The sequence below is a fragment of the Halomonas sp. H2 genome, from assembly GCF_050215315.1.
Classification (GTDB): Bacteria; Pseudomonadota; Gammaproteobacteria; order Pseudomonadales; family Halomonadaceae; genus Vreelandella.
The window spans coordinates 446,104-470,491 of record NZ_CP189760.1 but is presented as its reverse complement, the minus strand read 5'-3'; the positions used below and the strand labels follow the sequence as shown (position 1 = coordinate 470,491).

General features: G+C 56.0%; 26 protein-coding genes. 15 read left to right on the top strand and 11 right to left on the bottom strand.

The genetic code is table 11. The features are described 5' to 3' along the window. Nucleotides 1-101: 101 nt before the first annotated feature. Together tsf and rpsB are read right to left on the bottom strand one after the other, a co-directional pair. The gene (gene tsf / locus ACQE2I_RS02220; protein ID WP_427029870.1) at nt 102-971 is read right to left on the bottom strand and encodes a translation elongation factor Ts; all 870 of its coding nucleotides are present in this window, start codon (nt 969-971) and stop codon (nt 102-104) included. A gap of 236 nt (nt 972-1,207) precedes the next feature. Further along, entirely contained in the window at nt 1,208-1,957 is a 750-nt protein-coding gene (rpsB, locus tag ACQE2I_RS02215) for a 30S ribosomal protein S2 (RefSeq protein ID WP_427029869.1), read from the bottom strand. A 333-nt stretch (nt 1,958-2,290) separates the two neighbouring features. Here rpsB and map point away from each other — a divergent pair, with 333 nt between their 5' ends. From map to ACQE2I_RS02180, 7 genes are all read left to right on the top strand, one after another. After that, nucleotides 2,291-3,082, top strand: coding sequence for a type I methionyl aminopeptidase (gene map / locus ACQE2I_RS02210; protein WP_427029867.1), 792 nt, complete (start codon nt 2,291-2,293; stop codon nt 3,080-3,082). Then, nucleotides 3,082-5,757: a [protein-PII] uridylyltransferase gene (locus ACQE2I_RS02205; protein ID WP_427029866.1), complete on the top strand. Its 2,676-nt coding sequence runs from the start codon at nt 3,082-3,084 to the stop codon at nt 5,755-5,757. The genes map and ACQE2I_RS02205 overlap by 1 nt, the downstream gene beginning before the upstream one ends. A gap of 61 nt (nt 5,758-5,818) precedes the next feature. Then, complete coding sequence (gene dapC, locus ACQE2I_RS02200; RefSeq protein WP_427029865.1) at nt 5,819-7,015, top strand: succinyldiaminopimelate transaminase; 1,197 nt, start codon at nt 5,819-5,821, stop codon at nt 7,013-7,015. Nucleotides 7,016-7,026: 11 nt separating this feature from the next. Continuing rightward, a complete protein-coding gene (locus ACQE2I_RS02195) occupies nt 7,027-7,371 on the top strand; it encodes a Spx/MgsR family RNA polymerase-binding regulatory protein (protein WP_427029864.1) in 345 nt (114 codons plus the stop codon). 77 nt (nt 7,372-7,448) lie between these two features. After that, entirely contained in the window at nt 7,449-8,474 is a 1,026-nt protein-coding gene (gene dapD, locus ACQE2I_RS02190; RefSeq protein WP_427029863.1) for a 2,3,4,5-tetrahydropyridine-2,6-dicarboxylate N-succinyltransferase, read from the top strand. Further along, on the top strand, nt 8,461-9,633 hold the full coding sequence (gene dapE, locus ACQE2I_RS02185; protein WP_427029862.1) for a succinyl-diaminopimelate desuccinylase: 1,173 nt from the start codon (nt 8,461-8,463) through the stop codon (nt 9,631-9,633). Before dapD ends, dapE begins: the two co-directional genes overlap by 14 nt. Further along, nucleotides 9,630-10,019: a hypothetical protein gene (locus ACQE2I_RS02180; RefSeq protein ID WP_427029861.1), complete on the top strand. Its 390-nt coding sequence runs from the start codon at nt 9,630-9,632 to the stop codon at nt 10,017-10,019. The genes dapE and ACQE2I_RS02180 overlap by 4 nt, the downstream gene beginning before the upstream one ends. A 139-nt stretch (nt 10,020-10,158) precedes the next feature. Here the strand turns inward: ACQE2I_RS02180 and ACQE2I_RS02175 are convergent, their stop codons facing one another. Then, nucleotides 10,159-10,689 (bottom strand): cold-shock protein, encoded by a 531-nt coding sequence (locus tag ACQE2I_RS02175; RefSeq protein ID WP_427029860.1) that lies wholly within the window; start codon nt 10,687-10,689, stop codon nt 10,159-10,161. Nucleotides 10,690-10,801: 112 nt separating this feature from the next. On the opposite strand from ACQE2I_RS02175, the gene ACQE2I_RS02170 reads away from it, so the two are divergent. The 3 genes from ACQE2I_RS02170 (at nt 10,802) to ACQE2I_RS02160 (ending at nt 12,772) form a co-directional block, all read left to right on the top strand. Further along, nucleotides 10,802-11,050, top strand: a complete 249-nt coding sequence (locus ACQE2I_RS02170; RefSeq protein WP_427029859.1) for a SlyX family protein — start codon at nt 10,802-10,804, stop codon at nt 11,048-11,050. A gap of 80 nt (nt 11,051-11,130) precedes the next feature. Beyond that, complete coding sequence (locus tag ACQE2I_RS02165; protein WP_427029858.1) at nt 11,131-12,183, top strand: AAA family ATPase; 1,053 nt, start codon at nt 11,131-11,133, stop codon at nt 12,181-12,183. Further along, entirely contained in the window at nt 12,176-12,772 is a 597-nt protein-coding gene (locus ACQE2I_RS02160) for a hypothetical protein (RefSeq protein ID WP_427029857.1), read from the top strand. Before ACQE2I_RS02165 ends, ACQE2I_RS02160 begins: the two co-directional genes overlap by 8 nt. 132 nt (nt 12,773-12,904) lie before the next feature. Here ACQE2I_RS02160 and ald read toward each other — a convergent pair whose 3' ends face one another. The 7 genes from ald to radC form a co-directional block, all read right to left on the bottom strand. Next, complete coding sequence (ald, locus tag ACQE2I_RS02155; RefSeq protein WP_427029856.1) at nt 12,905-14,023, bottom strand: alanine dehydrogenase; 1,119 nt, start codon at nt 14,021-14,023, stop codon at nt 12,905-12,907. A gap of 172 nt (nt 14,024-14,195) precedes the next feature. Then, a complete protein-coding gene (locus tag ACQE2I_RS02150) occupies nt 14,196-14,630 on the bottom strand; it encodes an acyl-CoA thioesterase (protein WP_427029855.1) in 435 nt (144 codons plus the stop codon). Nucleotides 14,631-14,665: 35 nt separating this feature from the next. Beyond that, nucleotides 14,666-15,856 (bottom strand): class I SAM-dependent rRNA methyltransferase, encoded by a 1,191-nt coding sequence (locus ACQE2I_RS02145; protein WP_427029854.1) that lies wholly within the window; start codon nt 15,854-15,856, stop codon nt 14,666-14,668. A 161-nt stretch (nt 15,857-16,017) separates the two neighbouring features. After that, a complete protein-coding gene (gene mutM / locus ACQE2I_RS02140; protein ID WP_427029853.1) occupies nt 16,018-16,860 on the bottom strand; it encodes a bifunctional DNA-formamidopyrimidine glycosylase/DNA-(apurinic or apyrimidinic site) lyase in 843 nt (280 codons plus the stop codon). A 169-nt stretch (nt 16,861-17,029) separates the two neighbouring features. Then, a complete protein-coding gene (gene rpmG, locus ACQE2I_RS02135) occupies nt 17,030-17,185 on the bottom strand; it encodes a 50S ribosomal protein L33 (RefSeq protein WP_007111734.1) in 156 nt (51 codons plus the stop codon). Between the two features lie 52 nt (nt 17,186-17,237). Beyond that, complete coding sequence (rpmB, locus tag ACQE2I_RS02130; protein WP_427029852.1) at nt 17,238-17,474, bottom strand: 50S ribosomal protein L28; 237 nt, start codon at nt 17,472-17,474, stop codon at nt 17,238-17,240. A 246-nt stretch (nt 17,475-17,720) separates the two neighbouring features. Beyond that, nucleotides 17,721-18,395: a RadC family protein gene (gene radC, locus ACQE2I_RS02125; protein ID WP_427029851.1), complete on the bottom strand. Its 675-nt coding sequence runs from the start codon at nt 18,393-18,395 to the stop codon at nt 17,721-17,723. A gap of 141 nt (nt 18,396-18,536) precedes the next feature. Here radC and coaBC point away from each other — a divergent pair, with 141 nt between their 5' ends. The 5 genes from coaBC (at nt 18,537) to slmA (ending at nt 23,367) form a co-directional block, all read left to right on the top strand. Next, nucleotides 18,537-19,847 (top strand): bifunctional phosphopantothenoylcysteine decarboxylase/phosphopantothenate--cysteine ligase CoaBC, encoded by a 1,311-nt coding sequence (gene coaBC / locus ACQE2I_RS02120; protein ID WP_427029850.1) that lies wholly within the window; start codon nt 18,537-18,539, stop codon nt 19,845-19,847. After that, nucleotides 19,844-20,302 carry a dUTP diphosphatase gene (dut, locus tag ACQE2I_RS02115; RefSeq protein WP_427029849.1) on the top strand — a complete coding sequence of 153 codons (459 nt, stop codon included), beginning with the start codon at nt 19,844-19,846 and terminating at the stop codon, nt 20,300-20,302. Before coaBC ends, dut begins: the two co-directional genes overlap by 4 nt. 33 nt (nt 20,303-20,335) lie before the next feature. After that, a complete protein-coding gene (locus ACQE2I_RS02110) occupies nt 20,336-21,742 on the top strand; it encodes a phosphomannomutase/phosphoglucomutase (RefSeq protein ID WP_427029848.1) in 1,407 nt (468 codons plus the stop codon). Nucleotides 21,743-21,839: 97 nt separating this feature from the next. Beyond that, nucleotides 21,840-22,739, top strand: a complete 900-nt coding sequence (gene argB, locus ACQE2I_RS02105) for an acetylglutamate kinase (RefSeq protein WP_427029847.1) — start codon at nt 21,840-21,842, stop codon at nt 22,737-22,739. A gap of 19 nt (nt 22,740-22,758) precedes the next feature. Beyond that, nucleotides 22,759-23,367 (top strand): nucleoid occlusion factor SlmA, encoded by a 609-nt coding sequence (gene slmA / locus ACQE2I_RS02100; RefSeq protein ID WP_427029846.1) that lies wholly within the window; start codon nt 22,759-22,761, stop codon nt 23,365-23,367. Nucleotides 23,368-23,470: 103 nt separating this feature from the next. On the opposite strand, the gene rpoH is transcribed toward slmA, so the two are convergent. Next, on the bottom strand, nt 23,471-24,337 hold the full coding sequence (gene rpoH / locus ACQE2I_RS02095; protein WP_427029845.1) for an RNA polymerase sigma factor RpoH: 867 nt from the start codon (nt 24,335-24,337) through the stop codon (nt 23,471-23,473). Between the last annotated feature and the right edge of the window lie 51 nt (nt 24,338-24,388).

Here is a 24,388-nt window from a genome sequence, read left to right as displayed (position 1 = left end):
CTCATTTGTACACAACCAGCGGTACAAAACCAATTACAAGGGCCGGATACGCGAAGGCGTGCGCTCGCGCGCACGCCATCTTATTTCTGAAACCTCTGACCTCAGCGACGGCCAGCCTGTTCCATAACTTCTTTAGCAAAGTCGACTTCTTCTTTCTCGATACCTTCGCCAACTTCAAAGCGCGTAAAGCCGACCACTTCGCCACCCGCCGCTTTGACGAACTCAGCCACGGTCTGGTTCGGGTCTTTCACAAACGGCTGTTCGGTCAGGCTGTTCTCGGCCAAGTACTTCTTCAAGCGGCCTTGAACCATTTTCTCAGCGATCTGCTCCGGCTTACCGGCCATATCTGGCTGCGCCAGAATAATCGCCTTTTCCTGATCCAACTGCTCTTGGGGCATATCGGCAGGGTGAGCAACCGCTGGGTTGATCGCCGCTACGTGCATAGCAACGTCTTTCGCAGCTTCTGACGTTCCACCGGTCAGCACGGTCAACACGCCAATGCGGCCGCCGTGAACGTATTCGCCCACAAGACCACCGTCAGCAGCGCTAACAACGACGGCACGACGCACGCCGATGTTCTCACCGATTTTCTGAACCAGCTGCTCGCGAGTGGTTTCCAGTTCACCCGCCATTACAGCGGCGACGTCTTCGCTTTTCGCCGCGAAGAAAGCCCCAGCGATTTTGTCAGCGAACGCGATAAAGTTGTCATCACGAGCGACAAAGTCGGTCTCGGAGTTGATTTCAACCATTACGCCGTAGCTGCCGTCTTCTGCAACACGGGTAACGACAATACCTTCCGCGGCGATACGATCAGCTTTCTTCGCCGCTTTGAGGCCTGAGCTTTTGCGCAGGTTTTCAATCGCAACTTCGATATCACCGTCGGTTTCGGTGAGTGCTTTTTTACACTCCATCATGCCCAGACCGGTACGTTCGCGAAGTTCCTTGACCTGAGAGGCGCTAATAGCTGCCATGAGAATTCACCTCTGAAATAATGCTATGAGAGTTAAACGCAACACAGAGTATAGGCATGATAAGTGACCATCATGTATCACGCTGTCCTATGTCTCTCTGCATTACGGGGCCGGCATCACGCTTCCGGCAAATTCGGCCCGCCCAGACGCTTCACCTGTAGCGGGAAAAAGGGGGCATAGCCCCCTTCTTTTATCCTGATGCGACGCGCACCTGCCCGCCGCATCCACTGCTGCAATTACTCAGCGGCAGTGTTGTCTTCAGCTGCAGCGGCCTCTTCGGTCACTTCAACAAACTCTTCAGCGTTACCTGCTTTGGCACGACCACACGCGTCAGCAATTGCTTTCACGTAGATCTGGATAGCGCGAATGGAGTCATCGTTACCCGGGATAACGTAATCAACGCCATCGGGGTTGGAGTTGGTATCGACCACACCAATAACCGGGATACCCAGCTTGTTGGCTTCGTTGATCGCGATGCGCTCGTGGTCAACGTCGATGACGAACAGTGCGTCCGGAAGGCCGCCCATGTCCTTAATACCGCCGATAGAGCGCTCGAGCTTGTCCTGCTCACGCGTCGCCATCAAGACTTCTTTCTTGGTCAGCTTCTCGAACGTGCCGTCTTCGCGCATTGCTTCAAGTTCACGCAGACGCTTAATAGACTGGCGAATGGTCTTGAAGTTAGTCAACATGCCGCCCAACCAGCGATGGTTGACGAACGGCTGGCCGCTACGATTCGCTTCTTCTTTAATTACCTTGCTAGCGCTGCGCTTGGTGCCAACAAACAGAATTTTGTTGTTGGATGCCGCCATCTTCTCGACCACATCGATCGCTTCGTTCAGCGCCGGAAGGGTGTGCTCGAGGTTGATGATGTGAATCTTGTTGCGCGCGCCGAAGATAAATTTGCTCATCTTCGGGTTCCAGTACTTGGTCTGGTGACCGAAGTGAGCGCCTGCTTTAAGCAGGTCACGCATATTAACGTGAGACATGATAGAACTCCTAAAACTCGGGTTAGGCCTCCACGCACCCCATGGATCCGACCGTTGACCGCGTTATACGCTGTCAGCGGCACCCGGGACCATGTGCCGGTGCATGTGTGTTTTTAAGGCTTAGTAGTAAAGCAACGCGCCCCTTAGTGGCACACTGCAGATCCATCGCCCTACCCTACTCGTCCCCCCAGCCAGTAAAGAAGCTTGGAATCACGATTGCAGGAAAGCGCGCGGCTTTATACCATAGATCATTGCCAAGATGAAGTCGCACCCCGTTTGACGGTCTTAAATTGCGCCCTTCCATTTTCCATTCAGAACCCATATCGAGCATTCATGAACGTTCCTATCAAGACGCCTTCTGAAATCGAACTCATGCGCGAAGCCGGGCGCCAAGCGGCTAGCGTGATTGAAATGATCACCCCGCACATTCAGGCAGGCATTAGCACGGGTGAAATTGACCGCCTCTGTCACGACTACATTGTTAACGAGCTGGGCTCGACCCCAGCCCCATTGAATTACCATGGTTTTCCTAAGGCAACCTGCACCTCGCTGAACCATGTGGTGTGCCACGGCATACCCGACGACGCCAAGAAGCTCAAAAAAGGCGATATCATGAATCTAGATATCACCGTTAAAACCGCTGACGGCTACCACGGCGACTCCAGCGTGATGTTTGTAATAGGCGAGACCATTCAGGGTGAACGGTTGTGCCGCATTACCCAGGAGAGCCTATATAAAAGCATTGAGCTGGTGAAACCCGGCGTACGGCTTTCCGAATTGGCCCGGGTGATTCAAAAACACGCCGAAGAGCACGGCTACTCGGTGGTACGTGACTTCTGCGGCCACGGCATTGGCGCCGAATTCCACGAGGAGCCGCAATTTTTGCACTACGACGGCTACGCACCAGACGCCGACATTAAGCTTGCTGCAGGCATGTGCTTCACCATCGAGCCAATGATTAACGTCGGCGGTTACAAAACCAAAGTACTGCGCGATGGCTGGACCGCCGTCACCAAAGACCGCAGCCTCACCGCTCAGTGGGAACATACATTACTGGTCACTGACGCCGGTGTTGAGGTACTGACCGCGCGCAGCGATGAAGACTTCAGTTTTCTGACCCACTAATGCTCTTACACCACCACCGGTTTGAGCCGGACACCACGCTTTACGACCTGGACCTTTTCCGCACCGAGCTTACTGGTTCGCGCTCCCCGATCGCGCCCTTTAAAGCCGCTCTGCGCGAGCTACAGGCGCGCCTGGACGAGCAGTTTCGTGCCGGTGCAGACATTCGCGATTTGGTGCGCGGCCGCGCCTGGTATCTGGACCAGCTGCTGGCGATTGCCTGGAGCCAGCATGAGTGGCCCAATGATGGCATTGCCCTGGTGGCGGTGGGTGGCTATGGGCGTGGCGAGCTACACCCTCATTCAGATATCGACCTACTGCTGCTACTGGAGCAGGACGACGACACCGCCTACCGCGAACCGCTGACCGCCTTTATCACCTTCTTATGGGATATTGGCCTGGAAATTGGCCATAGCGTACGCTCGCTCAACGACTGCGAACGTGAAGCCGAAGCGGATGTCACGGTGATTACCAACCTGCTCGAATCGCGCTTGATCGCCGGGCCCGAAAGCCTACGCGAAGCGATGCGTGAGCGCCTTGGCGCTGAGCACATTTGGCCCGCCGACCGCTTCTTTGAAGCCAAGTGGCAGGAGCAGATCTCCCGCCACTACCGCTACAACAACTCCGAGTATCACTTAGAGCCCAACCTCAAAAGCTCCCCCGGCGGGCTGCGCGATATTCAGATGATCGGCTGGGTGGCCAAGCGCCATTTCGGCACCGAGCAGTACACCGACATTGTCGCCAACGGCTTTATGAACGACGCCGAGCTGCGCATTTTAAGCCAGGGCCAAGCATTTTTGTGGCAGGTACGCTACGCCCTGCACATGCTCGCCGACCGCGCCGAAGATCGCCTGCTGTTTGATCACCAGCGCACCATCGCCGAAATGTTTGGCTTTCGCGATACGCCAGAGCATCTGGCGGTCGAGCAGTTTATGAAGCGCTACTACCGCCATGTCACCGCGCTGGCGGGGCTTAACGATATGCTGCTACAGCATTTTGATGAAGTGATCCTGCGCGGCAAACAGGCGCTGGAAACGGTGCAACTAAACGAACGCTTCGAGACCAAGGGCGGCTATATCCAAGCACGTTCGCGACACCTGTTCCGCGAGCGGCCAGCGGCGATGCTGGAGCTATTCCTGCTGATGGCCAAGCACTCCGAGATCGAAGGGGTGCGTGCTGACACCATCCGGCTGATCCGCGATCATCGCCACCAGATTGATGACCACTACCGTGAAGACCCGCGCCACCAGCGGCTGTTCATGGCCATTATGCGCGCCCCCGGCAACGTACCGCGCCAGCTGCGCCGCATGAATCGCTACGGCATTCTAGGCAAATACCTGCCAGAATTCGGTCGCGCCGTCGGACTGATGCAACACGATTTGTTTCATATTTACACCGTCGATGCCCACACCCTGCGGCTGCTTAAATTTCTGCACGGCTTTCGCAAGCCAGAGGCCAAAGACGACTTCCCGGTGGCGGCAGCACTCATGCAGCAACTGCCCAAACTGGATCTGCTGTGGATAGCAGGCCTGTTTCACGATATTGGCAAAGGTCGCGGCGGCGATCACTCGGAAATCGGCGCTCGAGACGCTGAGCACTTTTGCCAGCGACACCATGTTTCGGCACACGACACCAACCTGGTCAGTTGGTTGGTTGAACACCATCTATTGATGTCGATGACCGCACAAAAACGCGACATTAGCGACCCCGACGTGATTCGCGATTTTGCCTTGATTGTGCGTAACGAAATCCGCTTGGACTATCTGTACGTGCTCACCGTTGCCGATATCAATGCCACCAACCCAACGCTATGGAACGGCTGGCGAGCATCGCTGCTGCGCCAACTTCATGCCGAGACCAAGCGCGCCCTGCGCCGCGGCCTGAATAATCCGCCCGACCGCGACGACTGGGTACGCGAAACGCGCACCGAAGCACGCTCGCTGCTGCAGACCATCGGCGTCAACCATGAGCAAATTGACCAGCTTTGGGAGTCTCTCGGAGAAGACTACTTCCTGCAGTACGCGCCCAGCGAAATCGTCTGGCAGACCCAGGGAATCCTCAATCACAATCAGTCGCCGCTGCCGCTGGTATTGATTAGCGCCCCCACCGCCGATATGGCCGAAGGCGGCACCAAGGTGTTTATCCATACCCGCTCGGTGGATGATCTATTTGCCGCCACCGCCGCTGCCATGGAACAGCTGGGGCTCTCAATCCACGATGCCCGCATCGCTACTTCGCATAACGATTGGACGCTAAATACCTTTATCGTGCTCGATAGCCACGGCCAGCCGATTCGCGACCCAGGCCACATCGCAGAGATGCGCCAACATCTGGTCGAAGAGCTTGATGATCCGGACGACTACCCCAATATCGTCACCCGCCATACGCCGCGCCAGCTCAAACACTTTAAGGTGCCTACCGAGGTATTGATTGAGCAAGATCCGGCTAACGATCGCACCTTGCTGGAGCTCACCGCACCTGACCGACCCGGTCTACTCGCCCGGGTGGGGCGCATTTTTATGGAGCAGGATATTTCGCTCTCCGCGGCAAAAATCGCCACTCTTGGCGAGCGGGTAGAAGACGTTTTTTTCATCACCACCAAGGCCGGCGAACCGCTCACCGACCCCGAGCGCCAGCAGCAGCTGCGCGAACGCTTGATTGAGGTATTAGGAGTTTGAGCCTGCACCGGGGCTTGCCTATAATCGACGCTTTACGCCGCCAGCCATCAACGGACATATCATGAACGCCGACCTCGACGCCCTGCATCCCTACCCGTTTGAAAAGCTGGCCGCGCTCAAAGCAGAGCTGACCCCGCCAGCCGAGATCGCGCCTATCTCGCTAACCATTGGCGAACCCCAGCACGCGCCCTACCCCGCCGCGCTTGAAGCGCTGGTGGCGCACCAGCTGGAAATGGCCCGCTACCCGGCGACCAACGGTCTACCTGCACTACGTGAAGCTATTGCCAGCTGGGCAACGCAGCGCTTTCAACTGCGCGAACTCGACAGCGAACGGCACGTCGTGCCAGTGAACGGTACCCGGGAGGCCATTTTTGCCTTTTTGCAAGCGGCACTGGATCGCACTCGCCCAGCGAAAGTGGCAGTGCCCAATCCGTTTTATCAGATTTACGAAGGCGCGACGCTTTTGGCCGGCGGCGAACCGCTCTATTTAGACTGCACTGCTGAGAATAATTTTCGCCCTGACGTTAGCGCGGTGCCCGCCGCGACATGGCGCGATGTGCAGATCGTATTTATCTGCTCGCCGGGCAACCCTACCGGCGCGGTCACGCCCCTTGATGAGCTCAAGCAGCTAATTGCGCTGGCTGACAAGCACGACTTTATCATCGCCTCGGACGAGTGCTACTCGGAGCTCTACCTGAACGAAGCCACTCCACCGCCCGGACTACTGCAAGCCTGCGCTGAGCTGGGTCGCGAGGATTACCGCCGCTGCGTGGTGTTTCACTCGCTCTCCAAGCGCTCTAACCTACCGGGGCTACGTTCCGGCTTTGTAGCAGGCGATGCGACGCTGCTCACGCCGTTTAAGCGCTACCGCACCTACCACGGCTGCGCCATGTCGCTGCCGCTGCAGCACGCCTCTATCGCTGCCTGGCAGGATGAGCAGCACGTGCGCGCTAACCGTGACGCCTACCGCGAAAAATTTAGCGCGGTCACCGATGTGCTCGCGCCGGTAATGGATTTCCCCACGCCTGAGGCGAGTTTCTACCTATGGCCTGCGGTGCCGGGTGGTGACGATATCGCCTTCACTCAGCGACTGTTTGCCGAGCAGCACGTAAGCGTTTTGCCCGGTAGCCTAATGGGCCGCACCGGCACAAACGGCGTTAACCCCGGCGCAGGCCGTTTACGTCTAGCGCTAGTGGCTGAACTAGCCCCCACACTGGAAGCCGCCCAGCGTATTCGCCAACTGATCGAGCGCGGTTAAAAGGAGGCTGCATGCTGACGCTGTATATCATCAACACCTGCGACACCTGCCGTAAGGCGCGCAAAGCGTTAGAAAAGAAAGGCATCGCGTTCAAAACCCATGACCTGCGCAAAGATGGTCTTTCAGCGGGCCTACTTGAACATATTTTAGAGCGCGTGCCGCTTGTCGACGCCGTCAACAAACGTAGCAAAACGTGGCGTGACCTTCCGCAAGAGGAAAAAGACGCGTTCGATACGCAAGCACGGCAGGTATTGATCAAACACCCGACGCTGCTTAAACGCCCGCTGCTAGAAGTAGACGACTCGACCATGTTAGTCGGCTACCGCGACGGCGATTATGACCAGCTGAGCGGGTAGCTACTGACACGCACTTTTGCTTTTCTGCATCACACACTTTCTATCACTCACTTTTCATCACAACAGGACACTCTATTATGCTGAGCTTTGCGCTTGGAATTGGCACTCAAAACACCCAGGGCGACTGGCTGGAAATCTACTACCCGGCCCCACTACTCAACCCAGAGGCGAGTTTGGTCGAGGCCGCACAACAAGCTCTCGACGCTCCCCAAGGCAACGCCGCCATCAGTTTTTTGCCCGAAAACTGCACGCACTTGGCCAAAGCCTTAGAGGCCGCTGGGCACTCGGCCCAAGCCGAGCTTGCCGAAGCGCTTTCTGCCAGTCAGCGTCCGCTGGTCGCCATGTTTCTGGACACTGACCAGCCGCCGCAAACGGCCCCTGAGGTGTATTTAAAACTGCACCTGCTGTCGCACCGTCTGGTTAAGCCCCATGGCCTTGATCTCACCGGCATGTTTGGCCTGCTGCGCAATATCGCCTGGACCAACGAAGGCGCGATCGATATTGAAGAACTGCCTACTCGCCGCCTGAAGGCGCGTATGGCGGGACGCGCGCTGTCCGTCGACTGCGTCGATAAATTCCCCAAAATGACCGACTACGTCGTGCCCACCGGGATCCGTATTGGCGACACCGCTCGCGTACGCCTGGGTGCTTATCTGGGCGAAGGTACCACCGTGATGCACGAAGGCTTCGTCAATTTCAATGCGGGCGCCGAAGGCCCCGGCATGATTGAAGGCCGCATCTCAGCGGGCGTGATGGTCGGCAAGGGCTCGGATCTCGGCGGCGGCTGCTCCACCATGGGCACCCTCTCCGGCGGCGGCAATATCGTCATTAAGGTCGGCGAAGGCTGCTTAATCGGCGCCAACGCCGGCATCGGCATTCCCTTGGGTGATCGCTGCACGGTAGAAGCAGGGCTCTACATCACCGCGGGCTCCAAAGTCACGCTAATAGACGACCAAGGCCAGGTGGTTAACACCGTCGCTGCCCGCGAACTGGCCGGTCAAGACGACCAGCTATGGCGCCGCAACTCGCAGAATGGCCGCATTGAGTGCTTGACCAACAAAAGTGCCATCGCCCTGAACGAGGCACTGCATGCCCATAACTGAGCCTGAAGCGCTGTCGCCGACGCTCACGCTCGCCTTTGACCTGCTCAATAGAGCGTCGGTAACGCCAGACGACGAAGGCTGCCAGGAGTTAATGACCGAGCGCTTAGCGGCGCTCGGTTTTCATATTGAGCAGCTGCCGTTTGGAGACGTGAAAAATTTTTGGGCGGTACGTGGCCATCACGGCCCGGTGGTGGCCTTCGCGGGACACACCGATGTGGTGCCCAGCGGCCCCTATACCAACTGGCAGTACCCGCCGTTCGAGCCCTGCATCGATGATCAGGGCATGCTGTGCGGACGCGGCGCGGCGGATATGAAAGGCAGCTTGGCCTCAATGCTGACCGCCGTTGAGCGCTTTGTGACTAACCACCCCGATCACGATGGGCGTATCGCCTTTCTGATCACCTCCGATGAAGAGGGCCCGGCGGTGGATGGCACCCGCGCGGTGGTAGAGCATCTGCGCGAGCGCAACGAACGGCTTGATTACTGCATTGTCGGCGAACCTTCGTCTACTGAACGCCTGGGCGACGTGATCAAAAATGGCCGCCGCGGCTCGCTAGGCGCCACGCTACACATTAAGGGCGTGCAGGGCCACGTGGCTTATCCGCATTTAGCGCGCAACCCGATTCATCAGGCGATGCCAGCCCTTGATGCGCTCGTCAACGAGCACTGGGATGCGGGCAATGATTTTTTTCCCGCCACCAGCTTTCAGATTTCCAATCTGCGTGCGGGCACCGGCGCTACCAACGTAATTCCTGGCGATGTGGAAGTGGTGTTTAACTTTCGCTTCTCCACCGAAGTGACCTCTGAAGAGCTCAAAGCGCGCACGGTGGCCCTTCTCGACCAGCATGGATTGGAATATCAGGTAGACTGGACGCTTAACGGCGAGCCGTTTTTAACCGCTGAAGGCGCGCTAGTCGATGCCGCTATCAAAGGCGTTGAAGCGGTGACTGGCCAGCGTCCGACGCTCTCTACCAGCGGCGGCACCTCGGATGGTCGCTTTATTGCCACCCTGGGTGCTCAAGTGGTCGAGCTAGGCCCGCTCAACGACACCATCCACAAGGTTAATGAGCGCGTTCGCGCCAGCGACCTGGACGAGTTAAGCCGGATATATGAAGCGACGCTACAGGCGCTGCTCAAGTCCGGCGAGGTAAACGTATGATGGAGCGCTACCCCGATATTGAAATCTACCTGGCCAGCGTCTCGCTGGAGGCGCTCAACGAGTGGTTAAAAAGCGCGCTAATAGCGCCGCCGCTGAGCCCGGCAGGCAAAGGTAAATGGCAAACCCGCGGCCAATACCAGGGCGACTGCGTGCCAGTGCTATTGGTGGATAAAGCCGCCGATGGGTTTGCCAGCCTATGGTTTGATAGCAATCACACGCCGTGGATGACCGACCAGGAGTGTGCCCAGCAGGCCGCGGAAGCCTTGCAAACCGAGGTGCGCTGCTCGCTCGGCGGCTGGCATCCTGGCGATGACCCTGACCGTTTCTGGCAAGTGTTGCCCGGTGGCAAGGAAGGCGCCATAGAGTGGCCTGATTCAGGTCGTTAACAAGCTATCTCGCCTTACCTTGCCTGCCAACGTAAACGACCCCGCCGAGGCGGGGTCGTTTACTTATCCAGCTACTCATATCCTATATCAATACGAAGCTGGCAACCGTCTATCTATACGTTCTATCTATACGTTGGGTTTACTCAATAATACTGACATCGTCGGCCTGCAAACCACGCTCATTTTTAATCACGTGATAACGCACAATTTGGCCTTCTGCCAACATACGCGGGCCACGACCGCGTATGGCGCGAAAGTGTACAAACACATCTTCGCCATTATCGCGGGTTATAAAGCCGTAGCCTTTGTTGGTATTGAACCACTTCACTTCGCCCTCTTCACGGCCATCGTTAGGATCGATGATGTCTTCTTCCTCATCATCGCCCAAAGGTGCAGCCGCTTGCGGCTGGCGCGACGCTGGCTTAGGACGTGCTACCACAATCGAGGGCGCAAAAGCGGCGGACACTAACGTGCCAACCCACAGCACAATAAAACACCCTATGGCAACGGCAATATAGACACCACTAACTCCACTGATTGCTAACTCGGCCATCAACAGTTCTGCGAGGGCACTATCGGTTAAATGAACAATCCCCGCCAACAAAAGTGGCGTGGGGGCGGCTAGTAATACACTGATTAAGAAACAGCGAAACACAACTTTTGGATTCATAGAAAAAAAAAGCTCTCTTGTTGTATGGGTAACAGACGAAGGACAATACCCGCACTATCAGGCCCATTCCCAATAGCACCGGCATACTACTACATAAGGTTGCAATGTTATCATGACCCACGAATTATCGCCCGCTGAGCTGACCCAACTTGTTGAATCTTTAGAGAGCCGCTTAGCGCATCAAGAGCACTGGCTGGACACCCTGGACCAAGTGGTGGTGCAACAGGAGCGCCGGCTGGAAAAACTTGAGCAACTCAGCGGCCTAATGCGTGAACGCCTGCGCGAGCAGCACCAGGCACTGCAATCAAACGAGCCCCAGGACGGCCAACGCCCTGAGGATGAACTACCACCGCATTATTAATTAAAGCCTTAGCAAACCGCAGTGAGTCAAAATACTGAATAAACCGGCAACCCCGCCAGCACTTTCAAGGAGAATGCCACATGTTGCAACGACTTAGTGTCAAGAACCTGACCCTATTCCCGGATGTGGCTCCCCTGGAGTTCTCTGAAGGGCTTAACATCATTGTTGGTGAAAACGGTACAGGGAAGACCCATCTTCTAAAAATGGTCTATTCCCTTATTGCTACTAGCGCAGAAAGTGGGCGTAATCCAAACGCTTCACCACCTACTAAAACATTCTTACAAAAAGCCTATGCAGATAAGTTAATAGGCGTCTTCAAGCCTGATGCCCTGGGTCGACTCGCAAGCCGAAAGCAAGGACGGGCCCGCTGCGAAGCGACGCTGACCTTCACAGATCAAGCATTAAATGTGGCCATTAGCTTTGCGACGAATGCACAGAGCGATGTCCAAATCGAAACATTACCACAACAATGGGATGACAAAAGAGCGCTATACCTTCCAACACGCGAGCTGATGACCATCTATCCTGGCCTAGTATCGCTTTACGATTCCCACTTCCTTCCCTTGGAGGAAACCTGGCGAGACACATGCATTCACCTGGGAATGCTCCCTCTTCGAGGTCGTCGCTCAGAGGCTATTGCCAATCTAATAGCCCCACTTGAGGAGGCCATGGGAGGAAAAGTCGTACTCGAAAAAAGTGGCCACTTTTATTTGAGCATTCCCGGCAGTGGAAAAATGGAAATGTATTTGGTGGCAGAGGGCCTGAGGAAGCTAGCGATGCTTGCCCAACTAATAAGTAATGGCGTTCTGCAAGAGCATGGTTACCTATTTTGGGATGAGCCAGAAGCTAATCTCAACCCCAAGCTGATACGCCTAATAGCGTATGTCATCCATGCCCTTGCTCTTAATGGGGTGCAGGTTTTTATAGCTACGCACAGCTACTTTCTTTTGAAAGAACTTGAATTGCTAGCTCGAAAACAGCCGCTACCTCAGCAATATTTTGCACTGGTAAAAGAGTCAGGCGTTGTGGGTCAGATAGAACAGGCGGATACACTCACAAACTTGGAACATTTGGTCACCCTCGAAGAAGAGTTGGCTCAGTATGATCGTGAAATGGAGCTGAGCAATGCCTGATGTTACTGAAGGGCAACTGACGCTGTCATTCCCAGTCGGCTGGAAAACGGTGAAATATGATGACACTCAGTGGCACAAAGTAAGAATGAGAAGTCGTCTCAAGGCAATGGATGTGCTAGCAAAAAAAGATGATAACGACCACTGGTGGATAGAAATAAAGGACTGCGAAGGAACAGAAGACGAAAACCGTCCACGCCTGTCTTCGGCAGACAGCCCAGAAGTCACATGCACCAGAGAGTGGGTCGAACAAAAAGGCTGGAAGCCCAAGGTATCGATTGCAAGACGCAAAGCTTTCATCATTGATGAAGTGGAACGTAAATTCTCATCAACCTTAGCCGCAATAGCTGTGGCTATGCGGGAAGACGAGGCAGAACTTCGTGGCTTTGAAGTAATAAATCAGCAAAACTCTCCTGTCATCAAGGTGGTGCTGTTGCTTACATGGGAGCCGCGAGACTTTCGTCGCCTAGCCAGTCGGTTGCAGCACAAATTGAATCAGTCATTAAATCCTTACGGCGTGCAGGGCTTTGTGGTTAACGACCAAACCATTAGTAGTTGCGGGCTGCCTTGCCAAGTTATCAGAAGGGGTTAACTACGGGAGTTACCAAGCAAAAGCCCCCAGGGCGGCCAGCGCCCCGAGGATGAACTTCCGCCCCACTACTGAACTAACGCCAGCCCCGGATGCAACTCATTAATTAGCCGCCGGCAGTTAGCTTTCACCAGTTTAGCGGCCAACAACGCTCGCAGGATCGCTACTCTCCAGCCCAAAGGCATCCGCTACAGCTTGGTAGGCGACTTGCCCCGCATGCACGTTAAGGCCCCGCAGGAAGTGCGGGTCGTCACACAGCGCTTGCTGCCAGCCTTTATCTGCCAGCGCGAGTACAAAGGGCAGCGTGGCGTTAGTCAGCCCCTGAGTAGACGTACGCGCTACCGCGCCGGGCATATTGGCCACGCAGTAGTGCACCACTCCATCGACGATATAGGTCGGCTTGGCATGGGTGGTGGGCTTGCTGGTTTCAAAACAGCCGCCCTGATCGATCGCTACATCGACCAATACGCTGCCAGGCTTCATATCGGCCAGCATGCTGCGAGTGATCAATTTTGGCGCGGCAGCGCCGGGCACCAGCACCGCGCCAATGATCATATCCGACTCACGCGTGGCCGTTTCCAGCGCGTCTGCGGTGGAGTAAACGGTTTTGATGCGGCCCTGATAGCGGTCATCCAACACCTCCAACCGCGCCAGAGATTTATCCAGGATGGTGACCTCTGCGCCTAACCCCAGCGCCATGCGAGCGGCATTTTCGCCCACTACGCCGCCGCCAATGACGGTTACCTTACCCGGCACCACACCGGGCACGCCGGGTAACAGCACGCCCGCACCGCCCTGAGCCTTTTCCAAGCTATGGGCACCGGCTTGAACAGCCATTCGCCCCGCTACGGTACTCATAGGTGCCAGAAGCGGCAAGCCACCGCGGGCATCGGTAATCGTTTCGTAGGCGATACAGGTGGCACCGCTCTCCATCAGCCCACGGGTAAGGGATTCTTCGGCGGCAAGGTGCAGATAGGTGAACAGCGTATGCTGTGGGGTGAGTCGCGCCACCTCGTCCGGCTGCGGCTCTTTCACCTTGAGGATCAGCTCGGCGTTGCGCCATAGAGCATCGACATCGGCTTCAATCTGGGCACCGGTAGTCTGGTACTCAGCATCAGCAAAACCAGCACCTTCTCCAGCACCGGTCTGGACGCTCACCTGATGGCCACGCCCGGTTAATTCCCGCGCGCCGGTAGGTGTTAAGGCCACCCGGTATTCGTGATTTTTGATCTCTTTGGGGACGGCGATTTTCATTGGTTTTTTCCTGGGCTTTTAAAGGTTAGTCGTGTTGTTAAGCAAATTACAGCACAGCTAACGTTGACCACCACCCCAGGGACGAAAAACAAAAAACGCCGGTTAAGGCGTTTTTTAGGAGAAAATTCTAGCGATTGCCGGTTCTGCACGACAAGGTCTACTTCGCTCTACGTCACTCCACAATAACCGCGCCGCCATAGATGCGTTGATACTCATCCGGCAAACGCCTGGCTCGCCCCGTGGAGAGTGCCACGCAGGCAAAGCGCGTGCGTGCATAAAGCAGTGTTTTAGCATCTTTGCTGCGTATTAGTTGAAATCGGCGGGTCAGGCTGAAGCGTCCATCACACTCAACAATCCAGGTCGCTAACTGTAGCGCGTCACCGGCAAAGGCAGGCGCGAGGTAATCAAGCTCGTGGCGGTGTACCACCAGCGCGCGGTCTAGCTGGCAATGGCGCTCAAACGTTAGGCCGAGCGCGTCGGAGTGCGCCCAGCTAACGTGCTCGACCCAGCGCAGGTACTCGCTGTTATTAACGTGCTGATAGGCATCAATCGCCTCATCAGCCACGCGGATATCGATCACGAAAGGCTCAGGTAGCGCCCACTGCATTGCCTGGCTCCTCCGCCGGTGGCTGAAAAGCTACGTTAGTCGCGGAATACCCGCACACCCAGCGCTTTCAGGTAAGAGGTTTCAGGGATAGCCGGATGCACCGGATGATCGGGCCCTTGGTGGCCTTGGAAAATCACCTGGCCATGACGATCCTGGTGGCGAACCGCACCACGCACCACATCCATTAGCCGCTCGGGCGCCAGGTGCATCGAGCAGGAGGCTGACATTAACAGGCCATCGCGACCTAACAAACGCATGGCTTCGCGGTTCAAGCGGGCATAGGCGCGCTCGCCATTGGGAATATCTTTACGCTTTTTGATAAACGCCGGCGGGTCAAGAATAACCACGTCGAACTCTTCACCGTCCGCCTTCAATGCCGCCAAGGCTTCAAACGCATCACCTTCACTAACCGCCACCTTCTCCTGCACGCCATTTAGCTCGGCGTTGCGGGCGACTTGACCCAATGCTGGGCCGGATGAGTCCAGGCACAGTACCTGTTTGGCGCCGTGAACCGCCGCCTGCACGCCCCAACCACCTACGTAGCTGAATACGTCCAGCACGCGCTTACCTTCCACATTGCGATTGACCCATTCGCGATTAACGCGGTGATCGAAGAACCAGCCGGTCTTCTGACCGTTCAGCACCGGTACCACAAAGCGGGCACCGTTCTCTTCGAGCACTACTTCGTCGGGCAGCGTGCCTTTGATGACGTCCACGTGGGCCTCAAGACCCTCCTGACGACGACCGCCGGTATCGTTACGGAAGACGATCACTTCCGGCTTGATGACTTTTTCCAGCGCGTCGACAATCTCATCCGCCAGCGCCTGCATACCGGCGGTATTGAGCTGCACGACGAGGATATCGCCAAAGCGGTCAATCACCAGGCCCGGCAGCAAATCGCCTTCGCCGTGAATCAAGCGGTAGAACGGCTGCGCATAAAGGCGCTGGCGCAGTGCCAGCGCTTGGTTAAAGCGGTGTACAAACAGCGAGCGATCCAAGCGCATTTCAGGGTCGCGGGACATCACCCGGGCCGCAATAAGCGAATGGGGATTCACATAAGCCACCGCCATGACTTTGCCATTGGAGGCTTCGACCAGGGCGGCTTCGCCTGCCGCAAAGTTTTTCAGCGGCGTCTCCTTAATATCTACCTCATTGGAGTAGATCCAGAGATGGCCCGCTTTCAGGCGGCGATCAGCATTTTTATTTAGGCGCAGGCGTTGGGTCACAGCGATCTCCAAAAAACGTTGTCTCAAAAACCCGTATTTTCAAAACCCATGTTTTCAAAACCCGTGTTTTCAAACCCCTAGTCTCAACACTTAGGTCTCAAAAGTCGGGTCTCAAAAGCGCGGGCGATTCAATTCACTAGGGCTGGCTCTATAGACCGCCATCAGCGCTGGCAGCCGGGGCAAAACACGCTGGCGCGCTGGCCAAGCGTAATGCGGCGAAGCTCAGCGCCACAGCGCAAACAGGGCTGGCCGTGGCGGCCATAAACATTCAGCCGCTGGGCAAAGTAGCCGGGCTCGCCCTGGCCACTGACAAAATCCCGCAGCGTGGTGCCACCCTGAGTAATTGCCGCCGCCAGCACCTCTTTAACGGCAAGTGCTAAGGCGTCATAGCGCGCACGGGAAACTCTTCCCGCCGCACGGCGCGGATCAATACCGGCCATAAACAGCGCTTCCGCCGCATAGATATTACCAGCCCCCACTACCACTTGGTTATCCATCAGAAATGGCTTTACCGCCACGCGCTTGTTGCGCGAGTGCGTGTAGAGCCATTTGCCGTTGAAAGCATCAGACAACGGCTCGGGGCCCAAGTGCGCCAGACGCTTATCCTGCGCTTCATCTTCGGCTTGCCAATCGACAAAGCCAAACCGGCGCGGGTCGTGATAGCGCAAGACATAGCCGCTAGCGGTGACCACATCCACATGGTCATGCTTTTTAGGCAAATCCCCTACCCGAGCAATCCGCAGGCTTCCCGACATGCCTAAGTGCCACAGCAGTGTTGCATCTGCGTCACCTTCAAGCACGCTGGCAGACTGGATAGGTAGCTGCAGGTATTTGGCACGTCGCCTCAATACGCCAATGCGTGCGCCCACCAAACGCTCGGCCAAGTCATCGGGTACCGGGACGCGCAACCGCGGCTGACGCACCAACACTTCGGTGACTTCCTGACCTTCGATATAAGGAGCAATCCCGCGCCGGGTCGTTTCAACTTCAGGAAGTTCGGGCATATGTAGACATCATTTGGGGAATAGTGCCTGCCTGTCGTGACAGCCTAATGAAGGTGCGTTAGCGACGTATGCGTTATGCGAAAGACATGCATGCAAAAACCCGGCTTCAAGCCGGGTTTTTGAACAGGCACTCGCCTGCAGAGGAAGCCGATCATGATCGCTTGCGCGATTACTTGATCTTGGCTTCCTTGTAGATAACGTGCTTACGGACAACCGGGTCGAACTTCTTGAATTCGAACTTATCCGGGGTGTTCCGCTTGTTTTTATCAGTGGTGTAGAAGTGACCTGTACCGGCACTAGACACCAACTTGATTTTATCGCGCATGGTTTAATCCTTCCAAAATGCTTGGTCCGAAACGCCTGGCCCAAAAGCTAGCTTAGACAGCGTCGCCGCGCTTACGAACATCAACCAAAACTGCGTCGATACCGTTTTTATCAATAATACGCATTCCTTTAGTGGAAACGCGCAGCTTGATGAAGCGGTTTTCAGACTCAACCCAAAAACGATGGGTGTGCAGGTTCGGCAAGAAACGACGACGAGTCTTACGCATTGAGTGTGAAACGTTATTTCCAGTTACCGGACGCTTACCGGTAACCTGACATACTTTGGACATGAGAGCCTCCAACTGCTTGGCCAGGATATAATAACCTGAGTGTTCAAAACTGTCGGGCAAACCGGAGCAGGGAAGGAGTCGACGCAATTAACCGCCAAGCTTTACCCAAGTCCGTTATTCAACCCAAGTTTAAAGGTGGCACTTTATATCAGAGCACTTGGCTAACAGCAAGCAAAACCGACCAAAAAGGCTAAAATAGCGCCTTTTCAGTCATTATACTTAGACAAAGTGATATGAAGTACTTTGCTATAGCCAGCCACGCTCGGCAAAAGAGACCACTTCTCCATCCCCCACCACGAAATGATCCAACACGCGCACTTCGAAAAGTGCCAGCGCATCTTTTAAGCGTTCGGTGATGCGTCGATCAGCATCGCTTGGCTCTGCCACACCCGAAGGGTGGTTATGAGCCAGGATAACGGCGCCAGCGCTAAGTTCTAATGCGCGCTTGGCAACTTCGCGGGGGTAAACAGATGCGCTGTCTAGGGTACCGCGAAACAGCGATTCATAGCGAATAATTCGATGCTGCGTGTCCAAAAAAAGTACCGCAAACTCTTCATGCCCTAAATGACGCAGTTGCGAACTCAAGTAGTGGCGAACTAACTCAGGGGATGTCAGTGCATTGCCCCGCGCCAACTGGCTGGCCAAATGGCGGCGCGACAACTCAAGTGTGGCCTGAAGCTGGGCGTATTTGGCACTCCCCAATCCCCGGGCGGCACAAAAACTGTCTTGATCGGCCTCAAGCAACTGACGCAAGCCACCAAAATTGCTGAGCAAATCACGCGCCAAATCGACTGCCGAGCGTCCCTGTACGCCGACGCGCAAAAAAATTGCCAGCAACTCCGCGTCTGAAAGCGACTGTGCGCCGGTGTTTAATAATTTTTCCCGGGGCCGCTCACCCTCCGGCCAGTGATTGATTCCCATCGCGCCCCCTGTGTTGGTCACCCATAGCAGCAAAAAGAGCCTCACTAAACCTAGCTTAACCTTGTTTGCCCCCAATATGCCAAATTGGTGATGCCAGTGGTATGGTAACCCTCCTCACGACCGACGATGTGGATCACTGCCATGGGCTCTGCTGTTAATACGACAAGCGCTTCGACGCTAGCGGGTAAACGGATACTGCTCGGCGTAAGTGCCGGTATCGCTGCTTACAAAAGCGCGCTGCTTGTGCGCCTGCTCAAGCAGGCGGGCTGCGAGGTGCGCGTAGTGATGACCAACGGGGCTCAGGCCTTTATTACCCCGCTCACGCTGCAGGCGCTCTCCGGCGAACCGGTGCGCACGTCCTTGCTCGACCCCGAAGCCGAAGCCGGCATGGGCCATATTGAGCTAGCCCGTTGGGCAGATGTGGTGCTGATCGCCCCGGCCACCGCCGACTTAATCGCTCGCTTAGTGCACGGCATGGCTGACGACCTGCTGACCACACTGTGTCTAGCATCAGAGGCGCCTAAATTAATTGCCCCGGCAATGAATCAAGCCATGTGGCGCCACCCCGCCACTCAGCGCAACGTAACGCAGCTTCAGCAGGATGGCTGGCAGCAGATAGGCCCCGACGCCGGCGATCAAGCCTGTGGCGATGTCGGCCCTGGACGCATGAGCGAGCCCGAAGAGATCTTCAGCGCCGTAATGGCGCGAATGGCAGCGCCTTCCGATGCTTATTCACCCGCTTCGGCCAGCGCTCCTCATGTGGTCATCACCGCAGGGCCGACTCGGGAACCGCTGGATCCGGTGCGCTATATTTCCAATCACAGCTCGGGAAAAATGGGTTTTTCCTTAGCCGCAGAGGCCGTGGCTAAGGGGGCCAAGGTCACGTTGATCAGCGGCCCGGTTAACCTCCCCACTCCTCAGGGCGTCACGCGGATTGACGTTGAATCAGCCGAACAAATGCACGCTGAAGCCCAGCGACTAGCACCCCAGGCAGCGCTGTTTATTGGTTGCGCGGCGGTCGCTGACTATCGCGCGGCAACACCTGCCGAACACAAACTCAAAAAGCAGGATGATAGCGATACTCTCACCCTAACCCTGGTCAAAAACCCCGATATTATTGCCAGCATAGCGGCGCTGCCCGCTGAGCAGCGCCCGCTGGTGGTTGGATTTGCTGCCGAAACCCAACAGGTTGAGCGCTACGCACGGGATAAATTACAGCGCAAAAGGTTGGACATGATCGTCGCTAATGATGTTTCCCAGGCCGGCCTGGGCTTTGGCAGCGACCAGAATGCCGCCTGGTTACTTTGGCGAACCGCGGGAGGCATCGAGAGCCGCTCAGAAGCAGCGCAGCCGAAGACCCAATTAGCCGCCACTATTATCCATCAAGCGCTAGCGCTGCTAGAAAAAGCATCTGAAATAGCACCTACCAAAACGTCTGGAGAATCCTTATGAGCGCCCGCCCCCGCCTGCAGTGCAAAGTATTAGATGAGCGTTTGCACGACTACCTCCCCAGCTATGCAACAGCGGGCTCTGCGGGCATGGATCTACGCGCGCTGCTGGACGAGCCGCTAACACTGGCCCCGGGCGAATGCCAGCTCGTGCGTACCGGCATTGCCATCTATATTGAAGACCCGAGCTTGGCGGGCATGATTCTTCCTCGCTCCGGCCTGGGGCATAAACACGGCATTGTGCTGGGTAATTTGGTCGGCTTAATCGACTCTGACTACCAGGGCGAACTGATGATTTCAGTGTGGAACCGCGGCCAGAGTACGTTTACGCTGGCACCTTTTGACCGGCTAGCCCAGTACGTCCTAGTCCCCGTGGTGCAAGCCGAACTCTCGCTTGTGGACGCTTTTGCAGACTCCACGCGTGGCAGCGGCGGCTTTGGCAGTACCGGTAGTCAGTAATGCTTTGCAGGCATGTTTTTAACGGGAAGCCTTATGAACGCACAGTCCGTACCCGCTTCGATTTTTCGCGCCTATGACATACGCGGCATCGTTGACGACACGCTCACAGCAGAGACGGTAGAACTGATCGGTCGCGCCGTGGGCTCGGAAGCCGCTGCACGGGGCGAGTCCAGCGTGGTCGTCGCCCGCGACGGTCGCCTTTCCGGTGCTCGGTTGCAAGCGGCGCTAATGCGCGGCCTTAACGCCGCAGGGTGCGACGTTATCGACATCGGCATGGTGCCCACGCCAGTACTCTACTTTGCCACGCATATTTTGGGCAGTACTCAATCAGGTGTGATGGTCACCGGCAGCCATAATCCGCCCGACTATAACGGCTTTAAAATCGTGCTGGGCGGCGAAACGCTGTCTGGCGATGCGATTACCGCTCTCTTTGAACGAATTCAGACAGGCAATCTAGCCAGTAACTTAGACACTGGGCAGGGCAGCATTAACCAGCAAGATATTCGGGAAACCTACTTAGCGCGCATTTTAGGCGACGTTAAGATCAATCGGCCGATCAAAGCCGTTGTCGACTGTGGTAATGGGGTTGCCGGGGAGCTTGGCCCACAGCTGCTGACCCGCCTGGGCGTTGATACGACGGCGCTGTTCGATGAGATCGATGGTCATTTTCCCAACCACCATCCTGATCCCGGCAAGCCAGAAAACATGCAGGACCTGATGCGCACGGTGCGAGAAACCGGCGCCGATATTGGCCTTGCCTTCGATGGAGATGGCGACCGCTTAGGCGTCGTTACGCCCACGGGAAAACTGATTTATCCCGACCATCTGCTGATGGTATTCGCCACCGACATGCTCGCCCGCCAGCCCGGCGCCAAGGTCATTTTTGACATTAAGTGCACCGGCAACCTAGTCAAAGTGATCAGCGAGGCAGGCGGCGAGCCGGAAATGTGGCGCACCGGGCACTCACTGATCAAGGCGCGCATGCAGGAGACCAGCGCTCAGTTGGGTGGTGAGATGAGCGGACATATCTTTTTCAAGGAGCGCTGGTACGGTTTTGACGATGGCCTCTATGCCGCCGCCCGGCTAGTGGAGATTCTTGCCAACCAACCCGACGACGCGGATACTTTTTTTGCCCGCTTCCCCCAGGACATTGGCACACCGGAAATTAATATCGCGGTGACCGACGCTAACAAATTTTCTCTAGTGGATAAGCTTGCTCGTGAGGGAGACTTCGGCGAAGGTATCAAAACCACGTTGGACGGCATCCGCGTTGATTACCCGGATGGTTGGGGGCTGTGCCGCGCTTCCAACACCACGCCTGCACTCGTAATGCGCTTTGAAGGTAAAGATGATGCCGGCTTAGCACGCATCAGAAGGGTTTTTAACACCGCGCTAAAGCGCGTCGCGCCAGAACTGCAGCTACCCATTGGAGATAGCTAGGCGCTTAAGGGATCACGCTCACCTAGAAAGCGTGACCCTCACCACTCAATCAGCATAAACGTTAGCAGTATAATAAACGTTCGCAAGGGACAACCTAATGAGTTCAGCCAGTCGCGACCCCCAGGTCGTTGTGGAGGTGCTTTCCGAAGCCCTCCCCTATATTCAGCAGTTTTCCGGCAAAACCGTGGTGGTCAAATACGGCGGCAACGCCATGACCGAAAGCACCCTGATTGACTCCTTCGCCCGCGATATCGTGTTAATGAAGGAAGTTGGTATCAACCCGGTAGTGGTGCACGGTGGCGGGCCGCAGATTGGCGATCTACTCAAAAAGCTCAACATCGAGTCGCGCTTTGTCAACGGCATGCGCGTCACCGATTCGCAGACCATGGACGTGGTCGAAATGGTGCTGGGTGGTTTGGTTAATAAAAGCATTGTTAACCTGATCAACCAGAGCGGCGGCAAAGCGATCGGCTTGACGGGTAAAGACGGCGCGCAAATTCGTGCTCGCCAGCTCAAAGTAGAGCACCAAAGCCCCGAAATGACGGCCCCGGAGATTATCGATATCGGCCATGTGGGCGAGGTTGAGTCGATCTCAACCGAGCTTATCGAGATGCTGGCGGCGCGCGACTTTATTCCGGTGATCGCACCTATCGGCGTCGATGCCGAGGGCCATAGCTACAACATCAATGCCGACCTAGTAGCGGGCAAAATTGCCGAAGCGCTTAACGCCGAAAAACTGATGCTGCTTACCAATGTCGCTGGCTTAATGAACGCCGAAGGCGAGGTTCTCACCGGTTTAACCACTTCTCAAGTGGATGGACTGATCGAAGATGGCACGATTTATGGCGGCATGCTGCCCAAAATTCGCTGCGCGTTGGATGCAGTGAAGGGCGGCGTGAACAGTTCGCATATTATTGATGGCCGTGTCCCCCACGCGGTATTGCTGGAAATTTTCACCAATGCTGGGGTGGGCACCCTGATCACGGACGTGAGCTAACCGCGACGGAGGGCACATTATGAGCGAAGATCAAAAACCTCGCCGTCGCGAGCAGATTCTCCAAGCATTGGCATTAATGCTTGAGGAAGACAGTGGCAAGCGCATTACCACCGCTGCCCTTGCCCGTCAGGTCGGCGTTTCAGAAGCGGCGTTATACCGCCACTTTCCCAGCAAAGCGCGTATGTTTGAGGGGCTAATCGACTTTATTGAAGAGAGCATTTTCGCTCGCATTACGCGGATTTTAGAAGATGTTCCCGACGCCACTCCCCGTTGTGGCACCATCTTAACGCTACTCTTAGGTTTCGCTGAAAAAAATCCTGGGCTGGCTCGAGTAATGGGTGGCGACGTGCTTACGGGAGAAACCGCCCGCTTACGCCACCGGGTTAACCAGCTGTTTGAACGCCTGGAAATGCAGCTCAAACAAATCCTGCGTGAAGCCGAGCTGCGTGAAGGCCTGCGCCCCACCATTTCTGCCTCTGCCGCCGCCAACTTGTTGGCCGCTCAGGCCGAGGGGCGTATTTCTCAGTATGTACGCAGCGACTTTAGGCGCCTGCCGACCGAATACTGGGAAGATCAGTGGGCACTGCTGTCAGCTCAATTACTGCGCCCCGCGGCACAGCCTGCCTAGCCTCAAGCACCGTTAGTCAGTTATCGGTGACAAAAAAACCGGCCCCCTTTATAGGAGCCGGTTTTTGGGATGCTGGAAAAAGCGCTAAATGACGCAGTATGGCTTAGGCGACCATTCCTTCGCCCATTTTCGTACGCAACTTTTTCATCGCATTTTTCTCAAGCTGTCGGATGCGCTCTGCGCTGACCCCGTAAACGTCAGCCAGATCGTGTAGGGTCTCTTTGCTGTCCGCCAGCCAACGACGCTGAAGAATATCCCGCGAGCGCTCATCAAGCCCTTCGAGGGCAAGCTGTAAGCGGCGCGTCGAGTCTTCCTCGAAGTTGCTGTCTTCAAGCTGCGTAGCGGGGTCTGATGCGGCATCGTCCAAAAAGTACACCGGCGCTTGATAGGTGCTCTCTTCATCGTCGCCTGCTGGGGCATCAAAGCCTGCATCGTAGGAAGAGAGCCGCCCTTCCATATCGCGCACAATCTCGGGCTTAACATCGAGATCCTGAGCGATCGCGGCTACTTCATCATTATTTAGCCATGCCAAACGCTTTTTCGCGCTGCGCAGATTGAAGAACAGCTTACGCTGGGCCTTGGTTGTGGCAATTTTAACGATTCGCCAGTTGCGCAGCACAAACTCGTGAATTTCCGCTTTGATCCAGTGGACGGCAAAAGAGACCAGGCGAACGCCTTGATTGGGATCAAAGCGTTTGACGGCCTTCATCAAACCGACGTTTCCTTCCTGAATCAGATCAGCCTGTGGCAGCCCGTAGCCTGAATAGCTACGCGCGATGTGTACCACAAAGCGTAAATGCGAGAGTACCAAACGTCGTGCAGCTTCAAGATCGCCCTCGTCGTAAAGGCGATAGGCTAGCTCGCGCTCTTCATCGGCTGTTAAAACCGAAATTCCATTGACCGCGCGGATATAACCGCCCAGATCACCGCCGGGCGAAAGCTGACCCACCGGTAGAAGACTAGTGCTCATGTGCAGGTGGTCTCCCCTGTAACCCATCGTGGTTGACGTAGCACGTTATCA